This is a genomic window from Nostoc sp. LEGE 12454 (assembly GCF_056620565.1).
In genome coordinates this window covers 281,246-296,239 of sequence record NZ_JBWQXL010000001.1, presented here as the reverse complement: position 1 = coordinate 296,239, position 14,994 = coordinate 281,246, and the positions used below count along the sequence as shown (strand labels likewise).

Annotated in this window: 16 protein-coding genes; 6 read left to right on the top strand and 10 right to left on the bottom strand. The window is 41.6% G+C overall.

The window, feature by feature from the left end; all coding sequences use genetic code 11:
- Positions 1 to 79: 79 nt before the first annotated feature.
- From AC1F2U_RS01300 to AC1F2U_RS01285, 4 genes are all read left to right on the top strand, one after another.
- The gene (locus tag AC1F2U_RS01300) at positions 80 to 337 is read left to right on the top strand and encodes an Asr1405/Asl0597 family protein (RefSeq protein ID WP_322637486.1); all 258 of its coding nucleotides are present in this window, start codon (positions 80 to 82) and stop codon (positions 335 to 337) included.
- Positions 338 to 400: 63 nt separating this feature from the next.
- A complete protein-coding gene (locus tag AC1F2U_RS01295) occupies positions 401 to 1,069 on the top strand; it encodes a (2Fe-2S) ferredoxin domain-containing protein (protein ID WP_480259495.1) in 669 nt (222 codons plus the stop codon).
- 349 nt (positions 1,070 to 1,418) lie between these two features.
- A complete protein-coding gene (locus tag AC1F2U_RS01290; RefSeq protein ID WP_480259494.1) occupies positions 1,419 to 1,784 on the top strand; it encodes a hypothetical protein in 366 nt (121 codons plus the stop codon).
- A 230-nt stretch (positions 1,785 to 2,014) separates the two neighbouring features.
- A complete protein-coding gene (locus tag AC1F2U_RS01285) occupies positions 2,015 to 2,260 on the top strand; it encodes a toxin-antitoxin system HicB family antitoxin (RefSeq protein ID WP_480259493.1) in 246 nt (81 codons plus the stop codon).
- Between the two features lie 295 nt (positions 2,261 to 2,555).
- On the opposite strand, the gene AC1F2U_RS01280 is transcribed toward AC1F2U_RS01285, so the two are convergent.
- Positions 2,556 to 4,529 carry a hypothetical protein gene (locus AC1F2U_RS01280; protein ID WP_480259492.1) on the bottom strand — a complete coding sequence of 658 codons (1,974 nt, stop codon included), beginning with the start codon at positions 4,527 to 4,529 and terminating at the stop codon, positions 2,556 to 2,558.
- A 153-nt stretch (positions 4,530 to 4,682) separates the two neighbouring features.
- Here AC1F2U_RS01280 and AC1F2U_RS01275 point away from each other — a divergent pair, with 153 nt between their 5' ends.
- The gene (locus tag AC1F2U_RS01275) at positions 4,683 to 4,928 is read left to right on the top strand and encodes a hypothetical protein (protein ID WP_480259491.1); all 246 of its coding nucleotides are present in this window, start codon (positions 4,683 to 4,685) and stop codon (positions 4,926 to 4,928) included.
- A gap of 151 nt (positions 4,929 to 5,079) precedes the next feature.
- Positions 5,080 to 5,325: a toxin-antitoxin system HicB family antitoxin gene (locus tag AC1F2U_RS01270; protein WP_480259490.1), complete on the top strand. Its 246-nt coding sequence runs from the start codon at positions 5,080 to 5,082 to the stop codon at positions 5,323 to 5,325.
- An 89-nt stretch (positions 5,326 to 5,414) separates the two neighbouring features.
- Here the strand turns inward: AC1F2U_RS01270 and AC1F2U_RS01265 are convergent, their stop codons facing one another.
- From AC1F2U_RS01265 to AC1F2U_RS01225, 9 genes are all read right to left on the bottom strand, one after another.
- Positions 5,415 to 5,681 (bottom strand): type II toxin-antitoxin system RelE family toxin, encoded by a 267-nt coding sequence (locus tag AC1F2U_RS01265; protein ID WP_480259489.1) that lies wholly within the window; start codon positions 5,679 to 5,681, stop codon positions 5,415 to 5,417.
- Complete coding sequence (locus AC1F2U_RS01260) at positions 5,678 to 5,917, bottom strand: hypothetical protein (RefSeq protein ID WP_480259488.1); 240 nt, start codon at positions 5,915 to 5,917, stop codon at positions 5,678 to 5,680. Before AC1F2U_RS01260 ends, AC1F2U_RS01265 begins: the two co-directional genes overlap by 4 nt.
- A gap of 200 nt (positions 5,918 to 6,117) precedes the next feature.
- Positions 6,118 to 9,069, bottom strand: coding sequence for a pentapeptide repeat-containing protein (locus AC1F2U_RS01255; protein WP_480259487.1), 2,952 nt, complete (start codon positions 9,067 to 9,069; stop codon positions 6,118 to 6,120).
- Between the two features lie 242 nt (positions 9,070 to 9,311).
- On the bottom strand, positions 9,312 to 11,432 hold the full coding sequence (locus AC1F2U_RS01250; protein ID WP_480259486.1) for a tetratricopeptide repeat protein: 2,121 nt from the start codon (positions 11,430 to 11,432) through the stop codon (positions 9,312 to 9,314).
- A 542-nt stretch (positions 11,433 to 11,974) separates the two neighbouring features.
- On the bottom strand, positions 11,975 to 12,448 hold the full coding sequence (locus tag AC1F2U_RS01245) for a hypothetical protein (RefSeq protein ID WP_480259485.1): 474 nt from the start codon (positions 12,446 to 12,448) through the stop codon (positions 11,975 to 11,977).
- Between the two features lie 264 nt (positions 12,449 to 12,712).
- Complete coding sequence (locus tag AC1F2U_RS01240; protein ID WP_480259484.1) at positions 12,713 to 13,018, bottom strand: type II toxin-antitoxin system VapC family toxin; 306 nt, start codon at positions 13,016 to 13,018, stop codon at positions 12,713 to 12,715.
- Complete coding sequence (locus tag AC1F2U_RS01235; RefSeq protein ID WP_480259483.1) at positions 13,015 to 13,269, bottom strand: hypothetical protein; 255 nt, start codon at positions 13,267 to 13,269, stop codon at positions 13,015 to 13,017. Before AC1F2U_RS01235 ends, AC1F2U_RS01240 begins: the two co-directional genes overlap by 4 nt.
- A gap of 13 nt (positions 13,270 to 13,282) precedes the next feature.
- On the bottom strand, positions 13,283 to 14,410 hold the full coding sequence (locus AC1F2U_RS01230) for a Rid family detoxifying hydrolase (protein ID WP_480259482.1): 1,128 nt from the start codon (positions 14,408 to 14,410) through the stop codon (positions 13,283 to 13,285).
- 110 nt (positions 14,411 to 14,520) lie between these two features.
- Entirely contained in the window at positions 14,521 to 14,952 is a 432-nt protein-coding gene (locus tag AC1F2U_RS01225) for an NUDIX domain-containing protein (RefSeq protein ID WP_480259481.1), read from the bottom strand.
- Positions 14,953 to 14,994: the final 42 nt, after the last annotated feature.

Below are 14,994 nucleotides of genomic sequence, written 5' to 3'. Positions count from 1 at the left end.
GACTACTAAGATTTTCAAAAAGCAGGAAGTTAAATGGCCGTAGTTACTACAAGTTTGTTGCACTTTGAGGGCAATTCTCTTGAAATCATATAGTTCAGAAATAGAAATAAACCACCTTGTAGAGGTGAATTGGGTAGACCGGTGGCAAGTCTATCAACGCTTAGAGGAGTTAGACATTCCCTGTAGTTGTGCGGCTAACCAGCCATTAAAAGTTGAAATTAGCAATCCGACTGCGGCTGTTCAACTTTGGAGTGTAGTACAGCGATTTACAGCCTCTCGTCAAGACCAAATTTGGACTCTTGAGTGTTGCTGGAAAAGTCGCTATCAACAGTTCTAATTTTTTGCTACTGCTGAGAATATCTCGCTTAATAGCTTGTACTAGTTAAAAGGAGGTTAAAAAATGGGTGCATCTCACAATATGGAAGTATCAAAATTTTGCCTTGAGGGCAGATTTATAGATTTTGTTATTAAAGACGGTTATAAGCTGAAAGGTTTACTGCTAAGTACTCATGAGGGTGAATGCTACGTTAAACTCGCTAAACACTTACGGGCTGCTTTTGATTTGCGGCTACCAGCAGGTACTTGGCTACAAGTTGTTGGTTATAAAGAATACGATATAAAAAAAGACAAAGTTACACTGAAAGCTGAACGTGTGATGGCGGCGCGTTCTGAAACAGCAACAATTCAAACCATCGCTGCACCACAAAAACCCCCATCTATTGATAATGTCAAAGTCAAACCAGCTAAGGCTAAGGCCACGATTTTGGTATGTCAAAAGTCTGATTGTATGAAACGTGGTGGTAAAGCAGTTTGTCAGGCGTTAGAGGCGGCTTTAAGCGATCGCGGTTTAGAAGACCAAGTTACAATCAAGGGCACTGGTTGTATGAAGAACTGTAAAGCTGGGCCGAATTTAGTAATGCCAGATAAAACCCGCCATAGCCGAATTCAAGCTGCACAGGTTCCAGCCTTGATGAATCAGCATTTTGGCGACAAAAATTTAGAAGCACAGCCTGAGAATTTAAGGAAAGTAGCGATATCTAATGGCAAACTTTGGGGAAGTAGTTCATAAAATCTTGACATTTGAATGAGAAAGCTTAATAATATCTTCTCAAGTGTGTTCCGTTAATTACTCGGCCGTAAGCTTTGCTAAAAGTTAGCAATAAAATCAAAAAACTGGCTTTAATTAAGGCCAGTTTTTTGAATGAATAGGGTTTAAATTCAGCAATTTTTAACCGCAATGCTTCGATAATTTGGAAAGATTCAAGGAAATGTGATTGATTGGTGAGTACGTAGACGCACTGAGGCTTGTTGTTGAACATCGCTTACAGTTGAAGCGTCAATCATCAACGAATTAAAAATAAATGCCACATAACCTTCAGTGGATATACATCGTTTATTTCTCACTTAGCATGATAGTCATGATTTTTCTATTCCGTCATGACTGGAATCGCCTCGCTAAACTCTACAGCACCCAAGAAGCGCCGCCACAAAACTTCTCCCGAATGCAAAGCGGTTCTGTGGGTTTGGCGTATTACAAAGGAATTTTAAATGTTGGTACAAATCCTCAAGGTATTTATCTGAGTATTTTCCCGTTGTTTAGCTTGGGACTTACGCCGTTGTTGATTCCCTGGAGTGCTATTAGGAAGATCGAACCTGCTAACGAACTTTTTATTGAGCGTTTTCGTTTGTATCTTAGTTCTCCAAAAGTCAAGCTGATTTTAAGAAAAGATATTTTGGAACCAGCTAAAGAATTTTTAGCCACACAGGGATTTGAGTGGGTTTAGATAAATGCCGTTTTTATCTGGCTGATAACGTAGGGATACATCATTGCGGCAAGCTACGTCTACGAAATGCTGCTTGTCATCACAAAGGTAATAATCCATTGCAATCATTTTCAAATGGGGATTAGAACCGCAAAACAGCATTGATTCCTAAAGCGAGAGACAGTATTATGCCTCTATGACAGTTCCACAATGATACCTGCGGAGTTTTTGCAATCTATCGGAGCATTGTCATGAGCAACCTGAGCGTCCAGCTTCCTGACTCTTTGTACAAAAGTTTGCAGGAACTTGCCAAACAAGACGGCATTTCTATCGATCAGTTTGTAGCGACAGCAGTTGCGGAAAAAATCGCTGCACTAACAACTGAAATTTATCTAGGGGAGTTAGCAAAGCAAGGCAGTCGAGAAAAATACGACGCAGTTTTAGCGAAAGTACCAGATATTGAACCGGAATCTTACGATCAATTACCGACAGCCTAACAAAGCAGTGCAGGGTCTTTACCTTCAGGGGTAATTTTTCCCAAGTGTTTGCAAGAGTTTTGACTTAAGCAATGCCTGCGGTTCTTACTAGCCTACGCCTACGATTTGTCATGAGAAAGGTAAATTAGTAGTAGCGTAGGCGTAGCCCACAGCAGGCATCGCTTAATATTTGTATGCAATTAGATTTAGCCCAGTCTCCCGAATACAAGTTAACTGGGATATTGCGCTTACTCGTTTCTGCGCCAAAGTTTGAAATCTCAGGCTCATAGTGTAAGTTCACTCAAGTAGACTTACACTATGAGGGAGAGAATTGATTAGCAGTTTGCTGTTGGGACTCGTGGGTTTTCTGGGGGGTAGGTTGAAAATTATATGACTTACTTAGAGAAGACTGCAACAACTGTTGGATGAATGTAGCTTGCAGATGGTCAGGCAAGATAGTTAAAAAGTCATTTAGGTCTTGGATAGCTTCACTAATAGATTCTGAGGAAGCACCCTTTAATAAAGCATAGCGATATAAGTGGTCTGCTTGTTTAGTGTATTGAGCAGCCAAACAGTAAAGCGCTAAATTAAAGGCATTACGCCAGTCTTTAGCATTTTTTTTGTAATGTTCTGTAGCAAGCTTGATGACAGGCACTAGGCAAGTTCGTGCTTTGTCTGGTTGGTCAAGGGCTAAGTAAACTAAAGCGCGATTATACGCAGCATCTTCATAGCGTTTTTCTTCATAAGCTTTTAAGCCATTTGCTAATTGCTTACCCCAATACTGAACTTCAGCAGAATCCCCATCTTTACCAGCTTGAAGCATTGTTTTTGCATATTGTTGAGCAAAAATAGGTTGATTTTTGAGGAGAGCAAGAAATTCATTAAGAGCTACAGATAAATTTCTTTGCGGTGACTGACATAATTTATGGTACAAGACGTTTAATGTATGACTTTGCCAGCTAGGATCGCGTTGTTTGTTATCTTCATCCAATTGCAAATCGTTTCGTAGACTGTCATAATATTGTGCCAACTTACCATGTATGTCAGCCCAACCTTGCGGCGATGAATGGCGTTTGTGGCATAACATTTGGGTTTTGACCACATCATGATAAACCCAGCCGTTACTACGTTCCTTGAGAAAGGATGTTTCTTTTAGCCAAGTAAATAGCTCATCAGCTTCTTGTTCTGGTCTTAACTGGGCTATAACATCCCGGTTCAAGCAGCGAGGGATAGCAGCATCAAGCGCCACTTGTCGACGTTTGGGGTCATCAATCCATTTTAAAAAGCTTTTTACAGCACTGCTGCTAGGCTCAATTACCTGGTTGGGGTCATTGGGATGAGCATCTGCTAGCATTTCCATGAGCAGGGGTAAGTTTCCAGAAACGTTTAAAATCACTTCAATAATGCGATTGTCTGTAATGCCTTTGCGAGTTAGATATTGTTGGGCTTCTTCTTCTGTAAAGGGTTCCAGAGGGAAACGAACTATTAATTCTTCGTATGATGCCCAGTCATTTTTATCCAATTCTTGGCGACCGGCGATGATTATTAATATATTGGCAGATACTTTACCGTACTGGTTCTCAAAAATTTCCCGTAGCCAATTATCTAGGAATTCTCCGGTGCGTTCTGAGGTATCGAAAAACAGAACAACAGGAGTTTTATCAGCAATTTTAGAAATATCTTGCAAAAATAGCGGGGTCAGAACTTCTTCAGGTTTTTTAATTAAATTTACTTCATCTTTATTCGTTATTTTCTTTGCAACATAAGATGCCCATTCTCCGACTTGGGTAGCCAAAGCATCCTCATCTACAATCTCAAATACAGCGCCGCCAACAGGAACATGACGCGCTAGACGCACACCAGTTTTTACCATAGTTTTCCCGACAAAAGCGGAAAAGCCTTGAGGAGCATCTGGATCTGTTTCTAATTCTTGGCATTTTTGGCAGTAAACTTTGTAGCGATCGCTAAACTGCGTTAGTTTATAACCTTGCTGTTCTAACTCCTCAACTATACGACCCATGACTTCTGGTATAGTTTTTTCAGTTTCATCAGTGTAAGTCGAAATCATTTTTGCATCGTCAGCAATTTTACGAAACTGCCGCAGCAAAGTAGTTTTACCAACTCCGCCTTGACCAGAAACGTTAAATAGAAAACAACGGCGATTGTCTTCTAACGGTAATGCTAAATTTTGGCGAAATCGGTTTATTTGGTCTTCACGACCTACAAAATTTGATTGTTGACGTTGCTTAACAATATCTTGTAGACTCTTGGGCTTATCTTGTGCGTTCATAATAAGATTTAATTTTGAAGCGTCTATGTTTATAGACAGAACTACTAAATATAAAAAATGTATTTCGGAATTTTCTTAACTTTTTTGAGTTAATTTTTAGGCGTTGACCTTCTGAAGCTCGACGTTGACCTTCTGAGGCTCGATGTTGACCTTTTGAGGCTCGACGTTGACCTTCTGAGGCTCGACGTTGACCTTTTGAGGCTCGATGTTGACCTTCTGAGGCTCGATGTTGACCTTCTGAGGCTCGACGTTGACCTTCTGAGGCTCGATGTTGACCTTTTGAGGCTCGATGTTGACCTTCCGAGGCTCGATGTTGACCTTCTGAGGCTCGATGTTGACCTTCTGAGGGTCAAAAATGCCTTGGCGATTAGAAATCGCGGCTATACAGACTTGTGTTGAGCGGAGTCGAAATACAAAACCCGCACTTCTCTACGAGACGCTGCGCGAACGACAAGCTCAGTGACCACCTGCGCGGGTTTCAAAAATATTTGGATACAAAATGCAAAAACTGCATAACATAGGAGTTTTTGCAATCTATTGGAGCATTGCCATGAGCAACCTCAGCGTCCAATTTCCTGACTCTTTGTACAAAAGTTTGCAGGAACTTGCTAAACAAGACGGGATTTCTATCGATCAGTTTGTGGCGACAGCAGTTGCGGAGAAAATCGCTGCACTAACAACTGAAATTTATCTAGGGGAGTTAGCAAAGCGAGGCAGTCGAGAAAAATACGATGCAGTTTTAGCGAAAGTAGCAGATATTGAACCGGGATCTTGCGATCGCTTACCCACAGCCTAACAACGCAGTGCAGGGTCTTCACGTTCCTTTGCTAGGGGTAATAATACTATTTGTTTACTTTCTGGCGGTAGTTGTTTGACGGACTTGTGCTAACTTTCATCTTTATAAATATCGCTACGATGTCCTACTTTAATTACAGTTACTATCAAAACATCATCAATTACTTCATAAATAACTCGATAATCTCCTACTCGAAGACGATAGGAATTATCATCACCTTGTAATTTTTTTACCCCGTTTGGACCAGGTTCTATTGCCAAGTCGTTGATTTTAGTTTGTATGCGCTGTTGTACGTCTAGAGGTAGTTTCCTAAACTGCTTTTTCGCACCCTTGGAAAATTTAACTTCGTAACTCACGCAACATCTTTGTTTATTTCGTTTCTGATTTCGTTTTGAATTTCATCCCAAGACACAGTGCCATTAATACGTATATCTTCTCTAGCTTCTTTAATGGCTTTTAAGTCTTCTTCATCTTCTATATCATCGATTCTTTTTAAGAGTGCGTGAATTTCATCTAAAGTACTGTCATAAGCTTGATGTAGCAGTACGTTGATATCTTTTATTAACTGTTCTCTTTCGTTTGTTGATTTCATTTTTAATCATCCAAGCGTGGGTTTACTTTTTTTTAGATTCTTATTTCAGGGTATCAAGAGATTTGACTAGCGATGCCTGGATGCAATTGAGTTGAGTACTGGTTTGCTAGGGTGCGTTAGCAGCAGCGTAACGTATAGAAAGTATCTAAAATGATGCATTAAGAATGTAATGCAGTCTACAAATTCTTAATGTTTGTAACTTACTCATCGGAATCTGAACCAGAATCCTCATTCAAGTCTGCTAAATTTTCGCCCTCAAAATTTGCTGGTTTAAGTCTTGCCTCTTCAAGATTCGCCCCTTCAAGATCCGCCCATTCAAGATCCGTCCATTTAAGATTCGCCCCTTCAAGATGCGCCCCTTCAAGATTCGCCCCTTCAAGATTCGCCCATTCAAGATTCGCCCCTTCAAGATGCGCCCCTTCAAGATTCGCCCCTTCAAGATTCGCCCCTTCAAGATTCGCCCCTTCAAGATGCGCCCCTTCAAGATTCGCCCCTTCAAGATTCGCCCCTTCAAGATTCGCCCGTTCAAGATGCACCCCTTCAAGATGCACCCCTTCAAGATGCGCCCGTACAAGATTCGCCCCTTCAAGATTCGCCCCTTCAAGATTCGCCTGTACAAGATTCGCCCGTTCAAGATTCGCCCCTTCAAGATTCGCCCCTTCAAGATCCGCCCCTTCAAGATGCGCCCCTTCAAGATTCGCCCCTTCAAGATTCGCCCCTTCAAGATTCGCCCGTACAAGATTCGCCCGTTCAAGATTCGCCCGTTCAAGATTCGCCCGTTCAAGATTCGCATCAACAAAGTCCTTCAAAACTAAAGTGCAACCTTGTAAATCCAAAAAGCTCAGGCAATTCAAGCAAAACACATCAGTATAAGTATCGATTCTTTGCCCTTGCAAGCGGGAAATCCAGATACCGAAAGCTTCCGGTGTATGCCATTGAATCTTTGAAACTGTCTTTGTCACTCTCGCGCAAGCATTTAAGACAGCCAACAACGCTTCTTCTGCATTTCGTGCTTGTCTATTTTCTTCTTGAAAATCAGGTCTGGGAGTCAAGCGTTCCATCGGCATTCTATGACGCAACATAAAACCAATCAGATGGCATAATGTCTGCTGCCAATTGCCAACATCCAATGCATTCTGTAAACGCATTTCATCTGCAACAAAGTTAAAAAGGTATTCATCCATAGCAGATGCACCGCAGAGAATTGCCCACCTTTTTAAAGCCTCGCGCTCATCCCATCCTTCATCTGGATCATCCAGCCGATCCTTCAGCTTTTTATGAATGAGTCTAACTTCTCGCACGATGCGTTTTGCTGTCAAATATTCACCAAAACTTTTGTGAGTAAATTCAAAAGTTTTTTCTTGTTCTTTAACTCCACTCTCACGGAAATAAAAGGCAGTCAAAAGACGAGTTACGCCTAACTTTGCACTTTCCTGAAACTTCTCTAGAAGACTTTTTAAACTGCTGTGTTCGCAATGGGCTTCAATCTCTCTGACTGTTGTTGTTCGTCCATCTCCATGCCAGGAAGCTAAAGCAATTTCTTCGAGGATGCGAACAAAGTCTTTTTCTTCAATTCCACGAATGGCCGGATGTTGATAACCAGCCCAACCGCGCTGATAAACTGCTGTGAGCAAATTTGCATAAATTGCATTCAGGTTGCCGTCTGTAGGAAATTTGTTTTGCTGGTCAAAACTCAATGCTACCAAGTAATTCAGTAAGGGTTGGGCAGTAATTTCTGTAAGGTTATCTTGGTTTAACTTTTTTGGTAAGCAATCATATCCCCGTCCGCTAGCATTGCCGTATTTCTGCCACCAAATCTGACGTTGATCTTGCTGCAACAAGTTTTGGTCATCAATGTAATTCCTTCTCTCCTCTTCAGTCACAAAATAAGGCAATATATGCAAGATTTGCTGTGGTTGGCGAAAGTCGCTAATATTTGCTTGCACTACCAGTTCCCGTCCGCCGATTAATACTTGTAAGCAAGTTTCGCGGACATTAAACCGCTCTACTTTTCTTTGGACTTCACGCACAAATTGTTGAGCAATCTCGGTGGCAATTTTACCCTGCATGGCAAGCTCATCTAAACCATCAAAGATAATGAGTAAGCGTGAATCAGCCTTATCTTTATCTAAGGGATTATGTCGGAGAAAGCCATCGTCTCGGACAAACTTACCAACTGCCTCAACTAAGTCATCCGAGGGTTCAAAATGGTGCAAAGGAATAAATAAAACCGGAATTTTACCTTTTTCTGCTTGGTTAGCTGCAAATATTTTGGCAAAGGAAGATTTACCACTTCCTGGACCACCACTAATCACTCTAATCGCATCATTGCGATCGCTTTTTTCTAACCAAGCTTCTAGTTCAATTTCTAAGTCAAGAACAACTCGCTGATATTTCTCATCTTCTCTCAGCCGACGTTCAAATTCTTCTTCCTTTTCGCCCTCACCTTTCTGCTTATAGTAGGCGTGTAAAGGAACATAAACCTGTTTTAAACCAAAAGCTTCTAAAAGCATCGGTTCTTCAACCTGTTTTTGTAGCCAAGCTAAATAACGCTGCCATGACTGTTCCCGTTCATTGGCTTGAGTAAAGGGGGTATTCAGTTCTTCTTTTAAACAAGCATATTTTTCTGGATGTTTTGCCCACTCTTCATGTAGAGCATATACAAAATAGGTAGGAAGACGATGACTAATTGTCAGTGCCTGGGCTTGATTAACGCTAAAGTATTTTAACCAGTCGGCAAAAGCAGTTTTAACCGCTTCCAGAATCGGTAAATCTTTGGGACGGCTAAAAAAATCTTGGTCAATATGCAATTCTATACTTACTAGGGAATGGTTGAGGCGATCGCACAATAGCTCAAGATCGCTGTCGTTTGGTTTTTCAAACAGTAACTCTTGATTTCCTTTTATTAAACTAACTATTGCTTCTACCAAAGAACGATAAATTAGTAACCAAGCAACTTCCTCTGGTGCCGATCCTAAACCTAGTGCTGCTGTAGCTTCTACTGCATCTTTGGCTACCTCTCCCCACTGACCTAAGACCCCATTTATCACACCTTTTCCTAGTGATTTGAATAGTTCTTTAAAGTCAGCGTTAATGGGTTTATTCCATAATGCAACAGGTTTGCTAACTGAAAATCCAGAGGTATTGCTCATAGCTGTTGTATGACGCTGGTAGATGTACTGAGTTCGTATATTTCAATAAGGTTTTATCAGATTTTTCCTGAAAACCAGTAGTAAATTTAACAATTGATCTAGATATATTTCTAATTTCAGCCTCAAAGGCTCAACATTGAGGATAAAAGGCTCAACGTTGAGGTTCAAAGGCTCCGCTTAATATTTGTATGTAATTGGGTTGAGCGATGCCTGGGTTGGCCTACGTATACTGCAAATAAGTTTTAAATTAGAGAAGACTGCAACAACTGTCGTATGGATGTAGCCTGCACATGGTCAGGGAAGACGGTTAAAAAGTCATCTAGGTCTTGGATAGTTTTACGAACAGATTCTGAGGAAGCACCTTTCGATAAGGCATAGCGATATAACCGCTCTGCTGGTTGAATATATTGAGCAGCTAAATAGTAAAGGGCTAAATTAAAGGTGTTAGACCAGTCTTCAGCATCTTTTTCGTAATGCTGTTTAGCAACGTTGATGGCAATTGCTAGGTCAGCCCATGCTTTATCTGGTTGGTTAAGGGCTTGGTAGGCTAAAGCGCGATTATATAAATACCAATTACTGTCAGAATGTAAGTCAATAGCGCGGTTGAAATCTACAAGAGCTTCATTATATAGCTTCAGCATCAGGTAAGTTTGACCGCGATGGGCGATCGCCGAGTCAAGTTTGGGGTTAAGTTCGATTGCACGGTCAAAATATTCTAGGGCTTCTGGGTAACGCTTCATTAACCGATAAGTTTGACCGCGACGTGCGATCGCCCAGTCATATTTGGGGTTAAGTTCAATATAAAGGTTCTCCTCATAAACTTTTAACCCATTTGCTAATTGTTCACCCCAACGCTGAACTTCAGCAGAATCCGCATCTTTACCAGCCTGAAGCATCGTTTCTGCATATTGTTGGGCAAATTTGCGTTGATTTTTGAGTGCAGCAAGAAATTCATTCAGAGATACAGATAAATTCCTTTGCGGTGACTGACATAAATTGTGGTACAACACGTTTAATGTGTGGCTCTGCCAACTTGGATCGTGCTGTTTATTCTCTTCGTCCAATTGCAGATCGTTCCGCAGGCTCTCATAATAGTCTGCTAACTTGCCATGTATGTCAGCCCAACCCTGCGGCGATGAAAGGCGCTTGTGGCGTAACATTTGGGTTTTGACGACATCATGATAAGCCCAGCCATCAGAGCGTTCATTGACAAAGGATGTTTCTTTCAACCAAGTAAATAGCTCATCTGCTTCTTGTTCTGGTCTCAACTTGGCTATAACATCCCGATTCAAACACCGAGGAATGGCAGCATCAAGCGCTACTTGTCGCCGCTTGGGGTCATCAATCCATTTTAAAAAATGTTCTACAGCACTACTGTTAGGCTCAATTACCTGGTTGGGGTCATTGGGATGAGCATCTGCTAACATTCCCACTAGCAAGGGTAAGTTTCCAGAAAGGCGCAAAATCGTTTCAATAATGCGATTGTCCGTAATGCCTTTCCGAGTTAGATATTGTTGGGCTTCTTGTTCTGTAAAGGGTTCCAGAGGTAAACGAACTATTAACCCCTCGTAAGGTGCCCAATGATTTTTATCTAATTCCTGCCGACCGGCGATCGCTATCAATATATTGAGAGATACTTCACCGTGGCGACCCTCCAAAATTTCTCGTAGCCAGTTATCTAAGAATTCCCCGGTGCGTTCATAGGTATCAAAAAACAAAATAACAGTAGTTTCTTTTGCAATTTTAAAAATATCTTGCAAAAATAGCGGAGTCAGCACTTCTTCAGGTTCTTGAACTAATAGCACCTCATCTTTATTCGTTATTTTCTTTGCAACATAAGAAGCCCATTCTCCGGCTTGGGTAGCAAAAGCATCCTCATCTACAAAGTCAAATTCAGCACCGTCAACGGGAACTCGACGCCCCAAACGCACACCAGTTTTAAAGACAGTTTTTCTCACAAAAGCCGAAAAGCCTTGAGGAGCATCTGGATCGGTTTCTAATTCTTGGCGCTTTTGAAGGTAAACTTTGTAGCGTTCTGTAAACTGCGTTAGTTTATTACCTTGCCGTTCTAACTCCTCAGCTAGACGACCCATGACTTCTGGTACAGTTTTTTCAGCTTCATCGATGTAAGCCGAAATCATTTTTGCTTCGTCAGAAATTTTACGAAACTGTCGCAGCAGGGTACTTTTACCAACTCCGCCTTGACCCCAAAGGTTATACAGAAAACGACGGCGATCGTCTTCTGGGGGTAATGCTAAATTTTGGCGAAATTGGTTTACTTGGTCTTCACGACCCACAAAACCTGATTGTTGGCGCTGCTTAAGAATATCTTGTAGACTCTTGGGCTTGTTTTGTGGGTTCATTACAAGATTCAATTTCGGGATATTAATGTTTATAGAATAACTACTAAATATAAATGCTGTATTTCGGAATTTATTAAACTTATTTTAGGTAATTTTGACGTGTAACCTTAATTTAATTCCAATTTTGACCTTCTGAGGCTCGACGTTGACCTTCTGAGGCTCAATGTTGACCTTCTGAGGCTCGACGTTGACCTTCTGAGGCTCGACGTTGACCTTCCGAGGCTCAATGTTGACCTTCTGAGGCTCAATGTTGACCTTCTGAGGCTCAACTTTGACCTTCTGAGGCTCAACTTTGACCTTCTGAGGCTCAACTTTGACCTTCTGAGGCTCGACGTTGACCTTCTGAGGCTCAAAAATGCCCTGGCGACTAGAAGTCGCGGCTACACAGACAAAACCCGCACTTCGACAAGCTCAGTGACCACCTGCGCGGGTTCCAAAAATCTCTGAATTCAAGACGCAAAAAGGGCATAACATTGTTATGCCCCTACAAATGAGGTGTATTTTACTAAGTTGACAACTGGTATAGTTGCCTGTTTCAAGCTTTAGCTAACTGGGACTTCGGATTGCTTTTTCTTAGAACGGCGGTTAAACCTGCGTCCCATCTCATCAATGACTGCATCTAAACCTGCGACATCACCGCTAGCTTTGGCATAACTATAAACTGCTAATGCTGCTGCATACGCTTCACTAGCAGCAGTTATACAGGTATCATCCACCAATTCTTGCAGTTGCGTTAGAGACAACAGCACCGGATACAAGTCCTCATATATTTCCAAGTCCCGGCGCATTTCTTCTAAATCAAAGTAACGAGGCAAAAAGTTAGGGTTTTGTGTTGCCACTTGTAAGGCTTTGCTGACAAAAGCCCGACTTTTATCTCCCATCTTCAGCATTGTTCGCCGATCTTCAGGGGTCAAATCAACCAAAAACGGTAACTTTTCTCTAATTGTAGCGATCGCCTGCATGACCGCTTCTTTGTCTGCTGGGGCTAAACTGGCACTGATACGATTTTCTGCCATTTTTAATACTCCTTTAGGGTACTTAATTTCAGTATTCCCAAAGTTATAGAAGCGATCGCATTCATCAGAGGGGAACACTCAAAAATACTTACAATTGTCAACTCCCAACTCTGCCCTTGAATTTATAATTTTTTAAGCCATAATTCAGTCAAGCTTGTATTTCAAGCAAAAGTGCCCGATAACCTGCTTGAACAAAGTGTTGATCGGCCGTTACTGCAATTATTAAGCCCCGGTCTTGCATGACAATAAAGGAAATACAATCAGTTAACCCCAAGTTTTGTCTAGACGGGACTGATAAAGTTGTAAAGCACGGTTGAGCAGTTGTGTGTCTACACTCACAATATTTATATTTGGTGTTTGATAGCACTGCTCGATCAACTGTATTGCGGCTGTGCGATTAAAAGCACTCAAAGCATTACCAACTTCGATTAAAACAGCTTCAGTTACCCATACTTCTACAGCATTTGGGATATGCGGTAGCACTATTTTTGCCTTCAGATGGTATTGATCGCGTACATTCAGTAACGCTTGGATAAAAACAGTGTCTAAAAATATTCGCTCACCCGTCATGTGTTAATTTCAGGCTGACGTTTTGGTGTGCCATACAAGTAATGGTCATGTTGACTTGCCCAATCTTCGGGTGCATCAACTGTCCCCGTTAAATCTTCTAAAACATCCCACACATCAGTCGCTTTAATTTGAGATGAGCTAATATCCTCAGAAACAATGGTAATCACATAGCGTTTGTTCGGTTCTAAATCAGGTGGAATATCTGGGCGCAAAACAGAACCATCAAATGTAACGGTTATAATTTTGCTCATTGTTCTATTTCTCCTAACCGCTAATTACAGCGATCGCATCAATCTCTACCAACACATCTTTAGGTAAGCGCGATACCTGCACACAAGCCCGCGCTGGGGCTGTATTTTCCGGGAAATATTTCGCATATACGGCATTCACCGCCGCAAAATCATTCATATCAGCTAGAAATACAGTGGTTTTCACTACATCTTGAAAAGTCGCTCCGGCTGCTGTGAGAATGGCTTCAAGATTAGCTAATACCTGCTCAGTTTGTTTTTTGACATCATCAGTGTACACAACATCACCAAGGCGGGGATCGATGGCAATTTGTCCAGCGATGAATACAAATTGACCTGAAGCTGCGATCGCTTGATTATAAGGCCCGACTGGTGCGGGTGCGTTATCAGTATTAATTACTTTACGGGTCATAGATATTACTTTCTCTAACGATGTTTCCTGTTTACCGATTTCTGCTTTAGCTGCGATCGGTTTGTAGACTTCTCCATCTGGCATTATCGCACCAGTTAGGTCTGCATCTTTAAAGGTCGTCCCATAGATATTTGCCCCAGTTAAATTTGCCTTTTTCAGGTTTGCACCATTAAGGTTTGCCATCATTAGGTTTGCATATAAAAGACAAGCTCTTTCTAGATTTGCGCCTTGTAGACACGCTTTATTAAGGCTTGCTCGTTCTAAGGAAACCCTGACTAAATCTGCTTCAGCTAAATTGACCTCTGATAAATTACATTTCTCCAAAGTAACTCCTCGAAGTTTAGCTTTCTGGAGATTTGCACCGGAAAAGTTTACTTCAGTTAGCTTTACCTGAGTAAAGTTGGCTCTAGTAAAGTCTGCTCCACTTAAATTTGCATTACTCAAGTTTGCATAACTTAAGTCTGCATCACTTAGGTCTGCCCAACTAAGATTGATTGAAGAACCTTCTATTCCACTCAAATTTGCATTTGTTAGAGATGCTCTACTGAGGCTGGTACTATTAAGTTTTGCCCTAATCAGGGTTGCCTCACTCAAATCTGCTCCATTCCAATTTGCACTAAATAGGTCTATCTCACTTAGGTCTGCACCTTTAAGGTCTATACCTTGGCGATTTCCTTTATGAAACTGCCGTGTCCCTGCTGCGTATCTTTCCAAAAATTCCTCAGCGTCCATAATGCACCTTTAAATACCACTGACACAGTATAATCACAAAAACTTTGTGTCACAGGTATTCCTCTCCTCTCTTCCTTTGCGCCCTTTGCGTCCTTCGCGGTTCGTTCCTCTTACCCCAACCTCGGACGTATCCCATAATGCCGATACCGCCAATAATCGCGCAAAATGCGATCGTGGTCAAAACATAAATTACCAGGCACTCGCCAATACTCAAAAATGCCTACACCCTTAGCATCATCTCCAGCCACAGGTTCCCCCGTAGCTGTCGCCAAAAACACAATACTAATGGTATGCTGACGCGGATCGCGATCGGGGTCAGAATATACCAGTAATTGTTCAACTAATTCTACCTGTAAACCCGTCTCTTCCTCAGCTTCTCGCCGCGCCGCCACTTCCACCGCTTCGCCATAATCTACAAAACCACCAGGAATAGCCCAACCTAAAGGTAGATTATGTCTTTCAATTAACACTATTGGCCGATGAGGTCGATCTACTAGTTCAATGATGATATCAACTGTCGGTGTAGGATTTCGGTAAGTCATAGTTATTTAGTCATTAGTCAGTAGTCATTGGTCATTAGTCAT

Excerpts from the sequence above, each read along its gene's own strand:
- AC1F2U_RS01245 (WP_480259485.1), bottom strand. The coding sequence starts at position 12,448 with ATGGCAGAAAATCGTATCAGTGCCAGTTTAGCCCCAGCAGACAAAGAA.
- AC1F2U_RS01295 (WP_480259495.1), top strand. The coding sequence starts at position 401 with ATGGGTGCATCTCACAATATGGAAGTATCAAAATTTTGCCTTGAGGGC.
- AC1F2U_RS01280 (WP_480259492.1), bottom strand. The coding sequence starts at position 4,529 with ATGAACGCACAAGATAAGCCCAAGAGTCTACAAGATATTGTTAAGCAA.
- AC1F2U_RS01230 (WP_480259482.1), bottom strand. The coding sequence starts at position 14,410 with ATGGACGCTGAGGAATTTTTGGAAAGATACGCAGCAGGGACACGGCAG.
- AC1F2U_RS01270 (WP_480259490.1), top strand. The coding sequence starts at position 5,080 with ATGAGCAACCTCAGCGTCCAATTTCCTGACTCTTTGTACAAAAGTTTG.
- AC1F2U_RS01285 (WP_480259493.1), top strand. The coding sequence starts at position 2,015 with ATGAGCAACCTGAGCGTCCAGCTTCCTGACTCTTTGTACAAAAGTTTG.
- AC1F2U_RS01250 (WP_480259486.1), bottom strand. The coding sequence starts at position 11,432 with ATGAACCCACAAAACAAGCCCAAGAGTCTACAAGATATTCTTAAGCAG.
- AC1F2U_RS01235 (WP_480259483.1), bottom strand. The coding sequence starts at position 13,269 with ATGAGCAAAATTATAACCGTTACATTTGATGGTTCTGTTTTGCGCCCA.
- AC1F2U_RS01255 (WP_480259487.1), bottom strand. The coding sequence starts at position 9,069 with ATGAGCAATACCTCTGGATTTTCAGTTAGCAAACCTGTTGCATTATGG.
- AC1F2U_RS01240 (WP_480259484.1), bottom strand. The coding sequence starts at position 13,018 with ATGACGGGTGAGCGAATATTTTTAGACACTGTTTTTATCCAAGCGTTA.
- AC1F2U_RS01290 (WP_480259494.1), top strand. The coding sequence starts at position 1,419 with ATGATTTTTCTATTCCGTCATGACTGGAATCGCCTCGCTAAACTCTAC.
- AC1F2U_RS01260 (WP_480259488.1), bottom strand. The coding sequence starts at position 5,917 with ATGAAATCAACAAACGAAAGAGAACAGTTAATAAAAGATATCAACGTA.
- AC1F2U_RS01225 (WP_480259481.1), bottom strand. The coding sequence starts at position 14,952 with ATGACTTACCGAAATCCTACACCGACAGTTGATATCATCATTGAACTA.